The organism is Bradyrhizobium sp., assembly GCF_050014615.1.
GTDB lineage: Bacteria > Pseudomonadota > Alphaproteobacteria > Rhizobiales > Xanthobacteraceae > Bradyrhizobium.
Genome location: NZ_JBEKCZ010000008.1, coordinates 22,944 through 37,986 on the forward strand (window position 1 = coordinate 22,944; position 15,043 = coordinate 37,986).

At 60.0% G+C, this 15,043-nt stretch carries 12 protein-coding genes; 6 read left to right on the forward strand and 6 right to left on the reverse strand.

All coding sequences use genetic code 11. The features are described 5' to 3' along the window. Nucleotides 1-68: 68 nt before the first annotated feature. Together ABR948_RS02450 and ABR948_RS02455 are read left to right on the forward strand one after the other, a co-directional pair. Nucleotides 69-416, forward strand: coding sequence for a YodC family protein (locus tag ABR948_RS02450; protein ID WP_428113819.1), 348 nt, complete (start codon nucleotides 69-71; stop codon nucleotides 414-416). A gap of 287 nt (nucleotides 417-703) precedes the next feature. Next, complete coding sequence (locus tag ABR948_RS02455; protein ID WP_428113821.1) at nucleotides 704-931, forward strand: hypothetical protein; 228 nt, start codon at nucleotides 704-706, stop codon at nucleotides 929-931. A 328-nt stretch (nucleotides 932-1,259) separates the two neighbouring features. Here the strand turns inward: ABR948_RS02455 and ABR948_RS02460 are convergent, their stop codons facing one another. Both ABR948_RS02460 and ABR948_RS02465 read right to left on the reverse strand, forming a co-directional pair. After that, the gene (locus ABR948_RS02460) at nucleotides 1,260-1,544 is read right to left on the reverse strand and encodes a hypothetical protein (RefSeq protein WP_428113823.1); all 285 of its coding nucleotides are present in this window, start codon (nucleotides 1,542-1,544) and stop codon (nucleotides 1,260-1,262) included. A 268-nt stretch (nucleotides 1,545-1,812) separates the two neighbouring features. Next, a complete protein-coding gene (locus tag ABR948_RS02465) occupies nucleotides 1,813-2,490 on the reverse strand; it encodes a TetR/AcrR family transcriptional regulator (RefSeq protein ID WP_428113825.1) in 678 nt (225 codons plus the stop codon). A 111-nt stretch (nucleotides 2,491-2,601) separates the two neighbouring features. Between ABR948_RS02465 and ABR948_RS02470 the strand changes: the two genes are divergently transcribed. Together ABR948_RS02470 and ABR948_RS02475 are read left to right on the forward strand one after the other, a co-directional pair. Next, complete coding sequence (locus ABR948_RS02470) at nucleotides 2,602-3,699, forward strand: NAD(P)/FAD-dependent oxidoreductase (RefSeq protein WP_428113826.1); 1,098 nt, start codon at nucleotides 2,602-2,604, stop codon at nucleotides 3,697-3,699. A 2-nt stretch (nucleotides 3,700-3,701) separates the two neighbouring features. Then, nucleotides 3,702-4,601 (forward strand): carotenoid biosynthesis protein, encoded by a 900-nt coding sequence (locus ABR948_RS02475; RefSeq protein WP_428113827.1) that lies wholly within the window; start codon nucleotides 3,702-3,704, stop codon nucleotides 4,599-4,601. 50 nt (nucleotides 4,602-4,651) lie between these two features. Here ABR948_RS02475 and ABR948_RS02480 read toward each other — a convergent pair whose 3' ends face one another. The 4 genes from ABR948_RS02480 to ABR948_RS02495 form a co-directional block, all read right to left on the reverse strand. Further along, on the reverse strand, nucleotides 4,652-4,891 hold the full coding sequence (locus ABR948_RS02480) for a XapX domain-containing protein (RefSeq protein WP_428113829.1): 240 nt from the start codon (nucleotides 4,889-4,891) through the stop codon (nucleotides 4,652-4,654). A 42-nt stretch (nucleotides 4,892-4,933) separates the two neighbouring features. Beyond that, nucleotides 4,934-5,896, reverse strand: a complete 963-nt coding sequence (locus ABR948_RS02485) for a quinone oxidoreductase family protein (protein WP_428113830.1) — start codon at nucleotides 5,894-5,896, stop codon at nucleotides 4,934-4,936. 171 nt (nucleotides 5,897-6,067) lie between these two features. After that, the gene (locus tag ABR948_RS02490) at nucleotides 6,068-6,322 is read right to left on the reverse strand and encodes a hypothetical protein (protein ID WP_428113832.1); all 255 of its coding nucleotides are present in this window, start codon (nucleotides 6,320-6,322) and stop codon (nucleotides 6,068-6,070) included. A 2-nt stretch (nucleotides 6,323-6,324) separates the two neighbouring features. After that, on the reverse strand, nucleotides 6,325-7,080 hold the full coding sequence (locus ABR948_RS02495; protein ID WP_428113834.1) for an L-dopachrome tautomerase-related protein: 756 nt from the start codon (nucleotides 7,078-7,080) through the stop codon (nucleotides 6,325-6,327). Nucleotides 7,081-7,796: 716 nt separating this feature from the next. Here ABR948_RS02495 and ABR948_RS02500 point away from each other — a divergent pair. Beyond that, complete coding sequence (locus ABR948_RS02500; protein WP_428113836.1) at nucleotides 7,797-13,298, forward strand: trifunctional serine/threonine-protein kinase/ATP-binding protein/sensor histidine kinase; 5,502 nt, start codon at nucleotides 7,797-7,799, stop codon at nucleotides 13,296-13,298. A 177-nt stretch (nucleotides 13,299-13,475) separates the two neighbouring features. Further along, nucleotides 13,476-14,870, forward strand: coding sequence for an MFS transporter (locus ABR948_RS02505; protein ID WP_428113838.1), 1,395 nt, complete (start codon nucleotides 13,476-13,478; stop codon nucleotides 14,868-14,870). The last annotated feature ends 173 nt before the right edge of the window (nucleotides 14,871-15,043 follow it).

The following is a 15,043-nucleotide window of genomic DNA, read 5'->3' on the forward strand; positions in this document are numbered from 1 at the left end:
TCTAACAAGATTCCCTGCAGCACGGTTGCCCAGCAGATCGACGGCACGACAAACTGCGTGGGGCTACCGTGGCCAAAAAGGCCAAGACCAGTATCACCGTAATCAGCAACGAAACCAACGTAATGGAGTTTAATATGTTCGGGTCCACGAAACCGGCGGCGATCGCAATTGCAGCTACACTTGTGCTTGGTATGCCCCTGGCTCCAGCCTTTTCCACTTCCACTCCGTCAAACACAGCACCGCAGAACCAGGCCGTTTCTGCGTTCAAGGGCGGCGATCTTGTCAGGCTGCGTTCAGGAGGGCCATTGATGACCGTTAAGGGTATCAAGGGCAATCAAGTGGATTGCTTTTGGACCGACGGGAGTGGCCAGGTGAACGCCGATAGCTTCCCCATCGACGTGCTCAAGAAGGAATAGCAGCGCCTCCGGGGAATCCGGATCTTTCACCGCTGCTGCCATTCCGCTGCCGTGAGGGCGACCGGTGCCGCGTTGATCAAGAGCCACGCGATGAAGCTTCAAGCGGTCGCGTCACCACTCAGAACCATCTTCACCACATCGAGAGTGCTGGTACATCGCGCCTAACAAACGATTTAATGGTGACAGTGGGGTTGGCTCTTATCTGAACATAGTCCGCACAATGAAGGGACAGTAGCGCGATGCTCGGGCAACTTGATTTCGGCCCAGCGCAGTGGAGAAAGACCAACATGCAAATCACCGTCGTCGCCATGATGTGCCACACGCTGGCCAGCATTCCGCAGCCGGTTTGCCGCGAGGAAATCGTCGTCAAGGACGACATGCCCATGCAGACCTGCATGCTCTCCCAGGCCGCGATCGCCGACTGGAAAGGGCGTTCGATCTTTGCCGGCGAGCAATGGACGATCGGCCGCATCAAGTGCGTTCCCGGTGACTACGTCATCAAGGGGGCGGCCTGAAGCCTGTCGGTCAGCGTCGCTGCCAAGCCGACGAAGCCGCAGAGGATGCGACCAAGTGGCATCACGATCGGCCAGGGCTACAACGGCACGCTGTTGCCGTTTGTGACCGGGTTTTTTCCTCGGCACGCTGGCTTCCCTGGCGGTCGTGCTGGTGGTGGAAAAGCGCCGGCTGTTCAAGCCGCACCCGATGGCCGGCTACGGATAAGAATCGACGATGAAAGAGACCATATCCAGCACGGTCGGACCTCCGAGCGTGGCGACCCAGGATCAGGGCTTCCCTCGCGGCTCGTTCACTCTGCCGTCGTCTGCTCAGCCGAGGTGCGGCTCTTCAACAGCCTCGACAGATCGACTCCATCATTTTGTCGACCTTCGCTTCTTCACGGTCGATGGCGGGACTGGTGCCAAGCAGCGGCCCTTTGATGGGGCCACGGCCGATGCCGGATGACGAAAGCGCCGTACCCAACGAGTTAGTGCCAGGCGCAGCAGCGCTGCTGCCAAAGGCGCCGCCGGTTGCGGACATATGGGACGATCCCATGCCGCCGCCCCGGGCAAACGCTGCGGTGGCGGAAAAGCTGACGCAAAGGGCGACGCAAAGAACGGAAAGATTTTTCATGCCGAGACTCCATCGAACACGCGATCAACATGACTGTTGATCACCGATGCACGTGAAGCTGATGTAGGTTCGTAGTCCGCCGACACCATTAAATTGAATTTTAACGGTGCTTCAGCCGCGCATCTTTCCAAGAGTAATTTTCCTCTGGCGGACGAATGCGGACATCGCGGGTCGCTACGTGAAACAGCTTATCAAATGCGACCGTCGCTACTTCAGCCAGCGCACGGCAAGCATTGCTTGCCATGAACGGGACCTGCATTCGGCGGCGTTATGCCTTGGGTCGGGCAGGCGTCGAACGTCGCCCCTTTGGGGCGGGCAGCCCGAGCAAGCCGCACGCTAGTTCTACGGTCTTCTCGACTTCGGTCGGAGAGAACGGATCGAGTCCGGTCATGCGGCCGTATTCCTTCGAGAAAACAAGACCGGTGGTGATGATGCCGATCACTGCATAGTGCAGCCGCCCAGGATCACCGCGGCTCGCCATGCCGGCTTTCTGGGCTGCCCGAATAGCGGCGGTGGAAATCTCGTAGTGCGGGCGTATGTAGGTTTCGATCAACCAGTCGAGGCGCTCGCTGTCTGCCTGCCCTTCAAAGGACAACAGTCTATGCAATTCGGGGCGCTTGGCCGTGAACAAGGCGAACGCCCGCAGCATCTCGCGCAGCGCGCTGGCCGCCCCTTGAATCCTCACCTTTTCAGCCCAATACGAAAGACCTTGTTCCCTCCAACTCTCTTCGAAAATGGAAGACACGACCTCGCGCCATAGGGCGTCCTTCGTCCTGAAGTGGTAAACGACAAGTTGGTGCTGCACGCTTGCGTGCTGGGCGATCTGGCGCAGGCTGGAACCTTCGAAGCCGGATATCGCGAATATTTGCAGCGCTGCAGCAAGGATGCGGGAACGCCCATCCAGACTATCAATCGTTTTGGAAACGGTCACTTTGGAAGCATGCATTGCGTATCCTTGGGACGCCGGGAATCGCCCTTGACTTTCCGATCGGAAAGTACTCTATGAACAAACACTGTCCGGTCGGACAGTATCACGGCCTGATTTAAACGAGAAATCATGGTGAAGCGAGTCATCATTGTAGGCGGCGGTTACGCAGGCACATCTCTTTCGAGGGCGCTGGACGAGGTGGCCGAGGTCCAACTTGTCGACGCGCGAGACCGTTTCGTACACAACGTCGCGGCGATTCGCGGCGTCGTCGACCCCTCGCTGCTCGATCGCATCTTGATTCCATACGACCGCCTGCTTCGCCGGGGCAGCGTCCGGCAGAGCGTCGTTATCGGCGCGTCGAGCAGTGGCGTCACGCTCGTCAGTAGCGAGCATATCGAAGGCGACATCGTCGTGCTTGCGACGGGCTCGCACTACGCAAGCCCATTCAAGCCGTTGGGCGAGTCAACCCAGGTCTTTGCCGACAGCCTTCGGACAGCCCATAGCGACCTCATGAGCGCGAAAGCCGTTGCCATCGTCGGTGGTGGCGCAGTAGGCACTGAGCTCGCCGGCGAAATATCCAGCGCCTACCCTGGCAAGGCGGTTACGCTTGTTTCGGGTTCGCCATCCCTGATGCCAGGCTACTCCGACAGGTTGGCCGAAACGCTCGCAACACAGTTGCGAGACAAGGGAGTGCTGCTGCGCTTCAACCATCGGGTTGAGGGCCTGGCGGCCACCGATCATCCTTTCACGGGCTCGCTGGGCGAAGGCCTCGGCGGAGCGGAACAACTCGTCTTTCCAGCGCTCGGCGCGCGGCCGACAACGGCTGTTTTCCGCCAGATGCCGGGAACAAGTTTCGATGCCCAGGGTCGCGTCGTGGTCGATGGGTGGTTGCGGCCTGCCGGCTTCCGTAACATCTTCGCGCTCGGCGATGCAGCGGCGACAGGGGACGCCATGACGATCGTCGCCATCACGAGGCAGGTACCGTGGCTCGCAAAAACCATCACGGCCTTGCTCGCCGGCCAGACAATCGAATCGCTCGCGCCTTACAAGCCCTGGCCTACACGCGGCATCCTGGTGCCCCTGGGCCCGCGCGACGGGGCCAGCGCGTTGCCAATCCTGCGCAACGGGATGCTGGTAGGAAGATGGCTAACCTCCCGGATCAAAGGCCGCGAGCTGTTCATCCCCCGCTATCTGAAGGAGTTCGGCTACGCGACGGGGGACCAATGACAATGAATCTCCGAACGGGTACCGCTCAATACTCGACCCACGGCTGGATGTCACCGTTGCTCTGGGTGGTAGCGGCAGCCAGCGTGACGTCGCATGTGGCGACCGTCGTGTTGCACCTGCCACAGGGAGTGGGCGGTGCGATGATGGCGTCGTCCCTGACGCTATTCGGATTGCTGCATGGCGCATCGACCTATGGTTGGCGCGGCATCCTGTTCTTCCTGGTCGTCTGTCTCGGCGTGAGCAACGCGTTTGAGAACCTCAGCATCATGACCGGCTTCCCATTCGGCTGGTACCACTACAGCAATGCCATTGGGCCCAAGCTTTTCCTGGTGCCCCTGCTGATCGGGCCCGCCTATTTCGGCATGGGCTATCTCTCATGGACGCTGGCTCGTACTATTCTCAGCGATGAGGACACCAGATTGGCCGGCCTGCTATGGTTCGTAACGCCTGTGATCGCAAGTTTCATCATGGTGTCCTGGGATCTTACGATTGATCCGATGATGTCGACGATCAACGGCAGCTGGGTATGGCACAATGGCGGTAGTTATTTCGGCGTCCCTGTGAGCAATTTCCTGGGCTGGTATCTGACGGTATATGTGTTTTTCCAATGCTCTGCTTTGTTCGCCAGACGCAGGTTCGCGACGTATACGAAAATACCCGGATACTGGGCCACGCCGCTATTCGCCTACACGTCAATCATCATGGCTCCGATTCTCGGCCTGTTGCTTGGCAGTGAACCTGCCACTGTGTTAGCTGATCCTGTCGGTCACCCGTGGCAGGTGCAGGATATTCGATCGGTCGCCGCATTGGTATGTCTCTTCACGGCTCTGCCGTTCTGGCTTCTCGCAGTGTTCAAGGCCGGGGGCATCGCTCGCGATCCTCAAAAGAGCCCGCTACACTGACGAGCATCCGTACTCCCAAATCGCGGCAATGTCAGAAGCGCCGTCCATTCTCAGCGCCCGCGGACCTCGTCAGAGACCACCGCTTCACCGCGATCGCCTGAGGTAGCGTTGAGTTGGACGCCGCTTTTGAATAAATGCGATCTGACGAGCGATACGGCCTGCTCACCAGCCAGCATCCCGAGGAGGCCGAGAAGTGCGATCGCGGGCGGTGCCGGAGACCGCACTTTAACGAGCGCATAAACGACGCCGACCGCCGCACCCAAGATAAGAGAAGCGAGATAAGACCGCATCGAATGCTCCTTGGCCGGTAACGGCGCGCATGCCGCGCATACTCAGTTTCCGTGAGGGAGAAAGACATGCTTGTTTAAGCCAATTCCCTCTTCGACGGCGGTATAGGCATCGGTCGCTTGATCCAACGACCATTTCTGAACCGGCGATGTTCGCAAATGGCCTCCCTCGAAGCCTGCTCGAAGTTGATCCATGATTCCGGCGATTGCAGGACCTGTAAGTTTCACGGTATCGACGCCCATCAGGTGCAGACGATTGTGATAGAAGTCGATCAGGCTAAATTCGACCCGCCCGTTACCTATGCTCGTAATTGCCACCTGGCGACCGCCGAGCCGAAGCGACTTCAAGCACGGTTCGAACATCGGGCCGCCGACGGCGTCGAACACCAGGTCGGCGCCCTTCCCATTCGTCAAGGCTTTGACCTCGACAGGAAGCTCCTTAGCCTTGGTATTTACAAAAACGTCGACGTCGGAGGGCTTGTCGGAAATATCCGCCCCGATGACTTTCGCCTTCTTCCAGTGCGCGATCTGCGTGGCCGCCCTGCCGACCGCGCCCAGGGCACCGGTGATCAACACGGTCTCTCCCGCCTGGATATTGGCCGCATCAACCAGACCCGACCACGCGGCGAGATAGGGAACGCCGACAGTGGACGCCTCCTCCATTGAAAGATGCGCCGGCTTCTCGGAGAGCCCGTCCGCACTGACGACCACATATTGCGCGTGAGTGCCATCGCGCCAAACGCCAAATCCCGCTCCGCTGCCCCAGACCTCTCTGCCCTTCCAACCGTCGCCGGCCACCACCACTCCGGCAAAGTCTCGTCCGGGAATGCGCGGCAGGGCGGCCTTGAAGGCGCCGGCGACGTTTTTTACGTCGCTGGGATTGATGGCGGAGGCGTGCAGCTCGACCAGCGCCTCTCCCATCTTGATATCCGGCACAGGCAATTCCTGGATCGAGAGGACCGACGGCGGCCCGTATTTTCCGAAGCGGAGGGCTTTCATTGTCGTCATTTGCGTTCTCCGTGCAATGTTCCGTATAGCTTTACGTCGACGAGCCCGAGGAGGTTTCCGCCGCGAAATAATCGCGCAGATGCCCCGTAGATGTCGCGCTTTGCGGCGCTGCCTCGCGGTCGTCGAAGCTCTAATTACAGCGATGGCCCCCCTTGCGGTATCGCGCTACGGTTAATGCGGAAGCTTCACCTTGAAGATAGTGAAGGGACCGGAGCGCGGCAGATTGTTCTTGAACGCGACTTCCCAGAGATGGGAATCGGCGATGTAGAGATAACCGCCGCTGATCGCAAAACCGTCTGCCCAGGAAAGTTTTGAGGGGTCACTGACAAAGATTTTCGAGCGCAGCTCTTGGTCCGGAGTCATGGACAGTGCAACCACAGTGTGGTGTTCGAGATCGCCACCATAAAGCGTGCCGTTTGCATCCATGATCAACCGCCGCTCAGCACGGAACTGCCGAGATACTCGACCTTCCCGGAGAGCTGCTCGCCGGTGAGCTTGGCATCGCGCAAGGCTGCAGTGGGCACGCGCCAGTAATTATGATCGGTCAACGGCCGGTAATAGAGCCACTGCGCATCCGGAGAAAGCGCGATTCCATCGGCCTGGGTAGCCACGATCGAGCCATTCGGCCGCAACGCGACTGCGCTGCCGATCATCAGATGCTGGCTGGGATCGGCAAAGGTGGAGCGGTCGCCGACCAGCACCTGCCGGGCTTCCCCCGTCTTCAGATCGAGCACCACCAGGCTGCCCTTATTCCCGGCATTGGTGAGATAGGCAGAATCGTTCACCGTGTCGATCCGCACATCGTTCAGAGAGTCCTTGGCCGATACCACGCCCTTGAAATCATATTGCCGGATCACGCGGTTGCTGGACAGGTCGAACTCGACGAGCTTCGGCGGCAAGCGCTCTTGATCGACTTTCGACAGCGACGAGTCGAGTGCCCAAAGATGATCCGCCTTGTCGACCCAAAGCGCTTGCACAGAAATCCATTGCGATTTGCCATCCCCTTGTTCGCTGAAATTGTTCCAGGCGACATCGGGATAAGGCGTGACCACGCCGGTCTTGGGATCGACCTCTAACATACTGAAGCGCGAACGAACCCCGGAGGATGGCGCCGTCGCGAACACCCTGCCTTTGGCTGAAACACCGATGCCGACGAGTCGGAAATCATCGCCGAACGCCTTCACGGTCTCCAGGGGTGGGCCGACCTGGCCGAAATCCTGCGCTTGACCGGGATCTTGTGCCGCCGCGAGCAAGCCCGCAGCCAGGAAGATTCTGACGGATGCGCGGGCCAACATGGTTCTCGTCGCCATAAATTCACCCATCACTTATCGATCGTGCCGCTCCAATCCCAGCTCTGGAAAGGGCACGGCGCTGCAGGGGTAAGTCGATTACACGCCTTCGCTCCGCCCCTCCCAACTCTCGCGAGCCTGGTTTCGCCGCCCGAGACCGATTGCTCCATTCGAGGACATGCTGTGCGAAACGCTGATGTATCTCTCGGCGTCGCCTTGACACGGTTAAAAATAGAAAGATGGCCTGCCGCCGCCACTAAATTGCGGTTTAGAGCGCCGAATTTGATTTTATGCAGTTAGATATTCTATTCAAATAGTTGCGTCATTCGGCAGGTGTCTGCCCATCTGCAGCTGCAAAACACGCACGCCTGGCGCATTCAGGAGGGTGCGGGTGTCCGGACCGACCTTTGACGCCCAGCTGGCGTTCGAGTTTCACGGGCCCGAACTCGAGGAGGCATCGCCGCCATTCAGGAGAAGCGCTAACCTGTAGCCAAAATAGAGCACGGGGTCGTGATACGATCACATTTTCTGCTTCTGTTTTTGGATTGACGGACGAGATCAGGCGTCGCCTAATTGATTCAAGCAAGCAATCCTCCTGGCAGGAAGCCTTCGTGAAGGAGCTCTCGAGCTACGAATTTGCGCCGCTACGGGAAGGAGACATCGCTCTCTACCGGGGCTCCGGTAACGGCTTGGCGCCAATCCTGCTCGTTGCCGCGAAAGAAACATCGCTCGGTTCCATCCAGCGGCTTGTACACGAATATGCGCTCAAGGCGGAGCTTGATGCTGACTGGGCAGCGCGACCAATTGCGCTGACGCACCACAACGACCGCTTGACGCTGGTGCTTGAGGATCCCGGCGGTGCGCCGGTGGATCGACTGCTTGGCCGGCCACTGGAAGTACCGCATTTCCTGCGCATCGCGATCCCCCTGGCGGGGACGCTCCGCCAAATGCATGAGCGAGGGCTTATTCATAAGGACATCAAGCCGGCGAACATCCTGGTGGACGGGGCAAGCGGCGGCGTGTGGCTGACAGGATTCGGCATCGCCTCGCGTCTCCCGCGCGAGCATCAAGCGCCCGCGCCCCCGGAGGTAATCGCCGGGACGCTTGCCTACATGGCGCCGGAACAGACTGGCAGGATGAACCGCTCGGTGGACTCCCGCAGTGATCTCTACGCGCTGGGTGTCACCTTCTACGAAATGTTGACGGGGCGGCTCCCCTTCACCGCCGCCGATCCGATTGAGTGGGTGCATTGCCACGTCGCGCGGCAACCGGTGCCGCCTAACGAGCAGGTCGCAGGCATCCCGGGCCTGCTGTCGGCCATTGTGATGAAGCTCCTCGCCAAGACCGCCGAGGAGCGCTACCAAACCGCCGCGGGCATCGAGGTCGATCTGCGGCGAAGTCTGGCGGAATGGGAGACGCGTGGTCGCATCGATCCGTTCCCGCTGGGAACGCACGATCCGTTGGACCGGCTGCTGATCCCGGAGAAACTGTATGGGCGGGAGCGTGAGATCGATGCCCTGATCACAGCCTTCGACCGCGTCGTGGCCCACGGCAAACCAGAACTCGTGCTCGTATCCGGTTATTCCGGGGTCGGCAAATCTTCCGTAGTGAACGAACTGCACAAGGCGCTGGTTCCGCTGCGCGGCCTGTTCGCGTCCGGCAAGTTCGATCAGTACAAGCGCGACATCCCCTACACGACCCTGGCACAAGCCTTCCGGACCCTCGTCCGTCAGATCCTCGCCAAGAGCGAAGCGGAGGTGGGGCCGTGGCGGGACTCCCTGACCGAGGCGCTGGGCCCGAACGGCCAGCTTATCATCAACCTCATCCCCGAGGTCGAATTCGTCATCGGGAAACAGCTACCGGTTCCGGACCTCCCGCCGCAGGATGCGCAGAACCGCTTCCAGATGGTATTCCGACGGTTCCTCGGCGTGTTCGCGCGGCCGGAGCACCCCCTCGCATTGTTCCTCGACGATTTGCAATGGCTGGACACAGCAACGCTCGACCTGCTCGAGCAATTTGTCACGCACTCGGAAGTGAGCCACCTTCTGCTGGTCGGGGCCTACCGCGACAACGAGGTCAGTCCGTCTCACCCGCTCATGCGGACACTCGATGCAATCCGCAAAGCGGGCGCGCCGATCCAGGAGATCGTGCTGGCACCTCTTGAGCTCGACGATGTCGGCCGACTTGTGGTCGACTCCCTGCACTGCAATCGGGATTCGGGTCATCCTCTGGCGCAGCTGGTGCATGAGCAGACGGGCGGCAATCCGTTCTTCGCGATCCAATTCCTCACAGGGCTGGCCGAGGAAGGGCTCCTTGCCTTCGACGCGAACGCGGCGGCCTGGATCTCGGACTTAGCGCGCATCCGCGCCAAAGGCTACACCGACAACGTGGTGGAGTTCATGGTCGCGAAGCTGAAGCGGTTGCCCGACACGACGCAGCAGGCACTCAAGAAACTTGCCTGTCTGGGGAACGTGGCAGAGATCGCTACCCTCATCTTGGTTCGCGGGGTATCGGAAGAATGGATCCACACTGCGCTCTGGGAGGCTGCCCGCACGGGGTTAATCCTCCGCCTGGATAGTTCCTACGCGTTCATTCATGACCGCGTTCAGGAGGCGGCCTACTCGCTCATCCCTGAAGGCGACCGGGCGGCGGCACATCTTCGGATTGGCCGAGTGCTTGCATCACAGGCACCCCCGGAAGAGCTAGAGGAGAAGATCTTCGAGATTGTGAACCAACTTGACCGCGGTGCAGCGCTGATCCAATCGCAGGAAGAGCGCGACCGGGTCGCCGAACTCAATCTGATTGCAGGCAAGCGCGCAAAGACTTCGACAGCCTACGCCTCGGCACTAAGTTATCTCGCAGCCGGCCGCGCGCTGCTGGCGGAGGACAGTTGGGAGCATCAATACGAAATCACCTTTTCGATCGAGTACCACTGGGCCGAGTGCGAGCTGCTGACCGCCGATCTGGCGGCGGCGGAAGAACGGCTCATCACGCTTTCGCACCACGCCGGAAACCTCGTCGACATCGCCGCCGTGGCGTGCTTGCAGCTGACGTTGTACACGACCCTGGATCGGAGCGACCGCGGCGTGGAGGTGTGCCTTGAATTCCTCCAAAGGGGCGGCGTTCACTGGTCGCCGCATCCGACAACGGACGATGTCCGGCGGGAATATGAGCGGATATGGCAGCACGTCGGGAGCCGCCCCATAGAGGCACTCGTCGACTTGCCGCTGATGAGCAATCCGGAGGTCCACGCGACTCTCGATGTCCTGACCGAGGTCGTGACACCGGCATTGTTTACCGACGAGAACCTGCTCTCACTCGTGATTTGCCGGATGGTCAATCTCAGCCTGGAGCACGGTAACAGCGATGGATCGTGCTTCGCTTATGTCTGGTTTGGTATGATTCTCGGACCGCACTTTGGCGATTACCGGGCTGGATTCCGGTTCGGCAGACTTGGGTACGATCTGGTGGAGAAGCGTGGACTGCACCGCTACCAAGCCCGTGCCTACATGTCCTTCGGGAATCTCGTTATGCCCTGGACAAGGCACATCCAAACCGGCCGGAATTTGGTGCGTCGCGCTTTCGACGCCGCAAACAAAATCGGTGACCTCACCTTTGCGGCTTACAGCTGCAACAACCTGAACACCAATCTTCTCGCAGCCGGCGATCCGCTCGGCGATACGCAGCGCGAGGCCGAAAATGGGCTAGACTTTGCGCAGAAGGCGCGGTTCGGTCTCGTTATCGACATCATCACCGCGCAGCTCGGACTGATCCGGACTCTGCGCGGCCTGACGCCGGAATTCGGTTCCTTCAATGATGAGCGGTTCAGCGAGAGCCAGTTCGAAGATCACTTGCAGAGTGATTCACGTTTGGCGCTTCCTGAATGCTGGTATTGGGTTCGCAAGCTGCAAGCGCGCGTCTTTGCGAACGACTATGTTTCCGCTATCGAGGCAGCATCGAAGGCACAGCAGCTTCTCTGGACGTCGCCCTCATTCTTTGAGGTGGCTGAATTCCATTTTTTCGGAGCACTCGCGCGAGCGGCGCAGTGCGACGCGGCATCCGCCGACGATCGGGGCCACCATCTGGAGGCACTTGCCGCCCATCACAAGCAGCTCGAGGTGTGGGCGGAGAACTGCCCCGAGAATTTCGTAAACCGTGCGATGCTGGTCGCTGCCGAGATCGCTCGCCTCGAAGGCCGGGAGCTCGATGCAGAGCACCTCTACGAACAGGCCATCCGCTCGGCCCGCGCCCACGGTTTTGTTCACAATGAGGCGCTCGCCAATGAACTTGCTTCCCGCTTCTACGCGGCGCGCGGATTCGAAAAGATTGCCCGCGTGTATTTGCAGGATGCCCGCTACGGCTATCTGCGTTGGGGAGCCGATGGCAAGGTGCGGCAACTCGAACGTCTTCATCCGCATCTCCGCGACGCGCCTGCCCATGCATCTCCCACCACTACCATTGGCGCGCCTGTCGAGCATCTGGATGTCGGGTCGGTGCTCAAGGCCGCACAGGCGGTATCGAGCGAGATCGTCCTCGACAAGCTTATCGAAAGGCTGATGAGGATCGCGGTCGAGCATGCCGGTGCCGAGCGTGGGCTGCTTATCCTGTTCCCGGGCGACCAGCCGAGGATCGCGGCGGAAGCGACGACCGGTCGCGGCCAAGTCGAAGTTACCCTGCGCGAGACGGTCGTTTCACCGGCCCATCTTCCCGAATCCTTGCTGTATTACGTGATCCGAACGAGGGAAAGCGTGATAATTGATGACGCCTTGGTGCAAAATGCCTTCTCGGCCGATGAATACATCTGCCGGAAGCACGCCCGGTCAGTCCTTTGCCTGCCAATGGTAAAGCAGTCCAAGCTGATCGGGGTGCTCTACCTCGAGAATAATCTGGCATCGCACGTATTCACGCCCACCCGGATCGCAGTACTGGAGTTGCTGATGTCGCAAGCGGCGATCTCGCTTGAGAACGCCCGTCTCTACAACGATCTCGGGGAAAGGGAAGCGAGGATCCGCCGGCTGGTCGACGCTAATATCATTGGCATAATGATATGGGCTGTTGACGGCCAGATCATCGAAGCCAACGAAGCTTTTCTCGGCATGTTGGGCTACCGCAGTGAAGACCTTATCTCGGGTCGACTGCAATGGAAGGATCTGACGCCGGCCGAATGGCGCGACTCCGATGAAAAGGCGGTAGCAAAACTGAAGGCGACTGGATCTATCCAGCCGCGCGAAAAGGAGTATTTCCGGAAAGACGGGAGCCGCGTGCCAGTGCTCGTCGGTGCGGTAACCTTGGAGGGAAGTCGAGAGGAGGTTGTCGCTTTCGTACTCGACTTGTCCGACCGGAAGCGGGCAGAAGACAGGCTGCGCGCCAGCGAGCAACGCCTCCTCGATGCCCAGATGGAGCTCTCACACGTAACGCGCGTAACGACGCTAGGCGAAATGACAGCTTCCATCGCCCATGAGGTGAATCAACCACTTGCCGGCGTCATCGCTAACGCAGAGGCCGGTCTGCGCTGGCTCGATCGCGAAACTCCTGACCTGGACGCAGTGCGCCGCTCGGTGGAATGGGTGATAGAAGATGGCAACCGGGCGAGCGAGGTAATCCGGCGCGTCCGGGCGCTCGCAAACAAGACCGATGTTGAGAAGACGCCGCTCAACATCAATAACGTCGTCAGGGAGGTCGTTGTGCTGGTGCAGCGTGAGTTGATCAGCCACCAGGCGTCGCTGCAAATGGAGTTGGAACCGGCTTTGCCCATGATCCTGGGCGATCGGGTCCAATTGCAGCAAGTGATTATCAATCTGGTGATGAATGGTATTGAAGCGATGCAACCGGTTACGGATCGGCCGCGTGAGCTTGTGATCCGATCCCGCCAGGACGAGGCGCAACATGTGCTCCTAAGTGTGACGGATTGCGGCGTCGGAATCTCCGCCGAGAACGCGGATCGGCTGTTCAACGCCTTCTTCACCACCAAGTCCGACGGCATGGGCATGGGGCTCTCAATCTGCCGTTCGATCGTGGAAGCTCACGGTGGCCGGCTGTCGGCCACGACAAACCTACCCCACGGGGCCGCGTTTCAGTTCACTCTGCCGGTGAACACAGCCAACGTGTCGTGATGTCGCGCTCGTAGCCGTCATCATATCGAGATCCGGAGGCAATTAGCGTCGCTGCCCGACCTTAAAACGCTAAATAGCGATTTAATTGAAAACCTTGAGACCGGGAAAGATCTGTAGGCAATCCAGCTTGACCAGACCGAATCCGTATTTCATCCCGCATCTTGGAGAGCTTCTCGAATGTCGACGGAAACCATTTCGGCGGATAGCCCGTCTGCAATCGATGGTCTGCAGGCAGAACGCCGGGGATGGGCCGCCGCTGCGATTTTCACCGCCCTTGCAATGGCATCGCTCGATACGGCGATAGCGAACATCGCTCTCCCCGCTATCGCGGCGGATCTTCATGCCAGCCCAGCCGATGTCATCTGGGTGGTGAACATCTACCAGATTGCTTTGGTTGCAACGCTGTTGCCGCTCGCCGCGCTTGGCGAGGTCGTGGGTCACCGCCGGATTTATCTCCCAGGCCTGTTGCTGTTTACGCTGGCGTCGCTGGGCTGTGCCTGCGCCTGGTCGTTACCGAGCCTGCTGGCGGCACGGGTGCTGCAGGGTCTAGGCGCCAGCGGCATCATGAGTGTGAATACCGCGCTGGTTCGTTTCGTTTATCCGGGGCGCCAGCAGGGCCGAGGCTTCGGACACAATGCGCTGGTGGTCGCAGCCGCCTTCACGCTCGGCCCAACCATCGCCTCCGGCATCCTGGCGGTCGGGCCGTGGACCTGGCTGTTTGCCATCAACATTCCCTTCGGCGTTGTTGCGATGTTGATCGGCCTGAAGACCTTGCCGTGCACACCAACAGCGTCGCACGCCTTCGATTTTACCGGCGCGCTGCTGGCTGCCGCTTGTCTTGGTCTTTTCATTCTAGGGGTCGGAAGCGCGGCCCATCATGCGCCGCCTGGGCTGGTAGCGATCGAGGTTGTCTCTGCCGTGTTGCTTGGCTGGGTTTTGATCCGCAGACAGGCGGATTCTCCAGCGCCCGTGCTGCCAATCGACCTGTTTCGCAGGCCGATTTTCGCGCTGTCCACTGCCACCGCGATCTGCTCGTTTGCGGTTCAGGGTTTGGCTTTCGTCTCCCTGCCATTCTACTTCGAGGACATTCTCGGCCGGTCACAGGTCGAGACCGGCTTTTTCATGACCCCCTGGCCTCTCGTGGTGGCCATCATGGCGCCGATCGCCGGACGCCTATCCGACCGTCATCCCGCAGGAATCCTCGGCGGCGTCGGTCTCGCGTTGCTGAGCCTGGGCATGGCCCTATTGGCGATGCTTCCGGCAAGCCCGCATGTCGTCGATATCGTTTGGCGCATGGCCATCTGCGGATCCGGATTTGGGTTTTTCCAGGCGCCGAACATGAAGGCGTTGATGTCCAGCGCGCCCGCCGATCGCAGTGGAAGCGCGAGCGGCGTGGTGGCAACGGCACGCCTGATGGGACAGACGACCGGAGCAGCACTTGCGGCACTGTGTTTCGGCCTCGTCGGTCGTGAGGGCGCCACGCTCGCCCTGGTGCTTGGTGCAGGATTTGCCGCGGTCGGATGCGTGGTGAGCGTGCTGCGTTTGGTCGCGACCCCGCAACACCGCGCTTAAACCTTGACATGTTTTCGATGTTTCTGCCGCAACATCTCCCCCAAAGAGTCGCGGGCTATTTGAGGAGATTAAGCGGCGCGTCACACGCGCCGCTCCCAATTGGCATTGGAGCGGCATTTTTGGCCGGGCAGTTCCCATTCCGTGCGTACCAACGAATTTACAAGGTTTGCTTC

What these genes read in the sequence shown, in the direction of transcription:
- ABR948_RS02455 (WP_428113821.1), top strand. Translation starts at nt 704, where the DNA reads ATGCAAATCACCGTCGTCGCCATGATGTGCCACACGCTGGCCAGCATT.
- ABR948_RS02460 (WP_428113823.1), bottom strand. Translation starts at nt 1,544, where the DNA reads ATGAAAAATCTTTCCGTTCTTTGCGTCGCCCTTTGCGTCAGCTTTTCC.
- ABR948_RS02465 (WP_428113825.1), bottom strand. Translation starts at nt 2,490, where the DNA reads ATGCATGCTTCCAAAGTGACCGTTTCCAAAACGATTGATAGTCTGGAT.
- ABR948_RS02470 (WP_428113826.1), top strand. Translation starts at nt 2,602, where the DNA reads ATGGTGAAGCGAGTCATCATTGTAGGCGGCGGTTACGCAGGCACATCT.
- ABR948_RS02475 (WP_428113827.1), top strand. Translation starts at nt 3,702, where the DNA reads ATGAATCTCCGAACGGGTACCGCTCAATACTCGACCCACGGCTGGATG.
- ABR948_RS02480 (WP_428113829.1), bottom strand. Translation starts at nt 4,891, where the DNA reads ATGCGGTCTTATCTCGCTTCTCTTATCTTGGGTGCGGCGGTCGGCGTC.
- ABR948_RS02485 (WP_428113830.1), bottom strand. Translation starts at nt 5,896, where the DNA reads ATGACGACAATGAAAGCCCTCCGCTTCGGAAAATACGGGCCGCCGTCG.
- ABR948_RS02490 (WP_428113832.1), bottom strand. Translation starts at nt 6,322, where the DNA reads ATGGATGCAAACGGCACGCTTTATGGTGGCGATCTCGAACACCACACT.
- ABR948_RS02505 (WP_428113838.1), top strand. Translation starts at nt 13,476, where the DNA reads ATGTCGACGGAAACCATTTCGGCGGATAGCCCGTCTGCAATCGATGGT.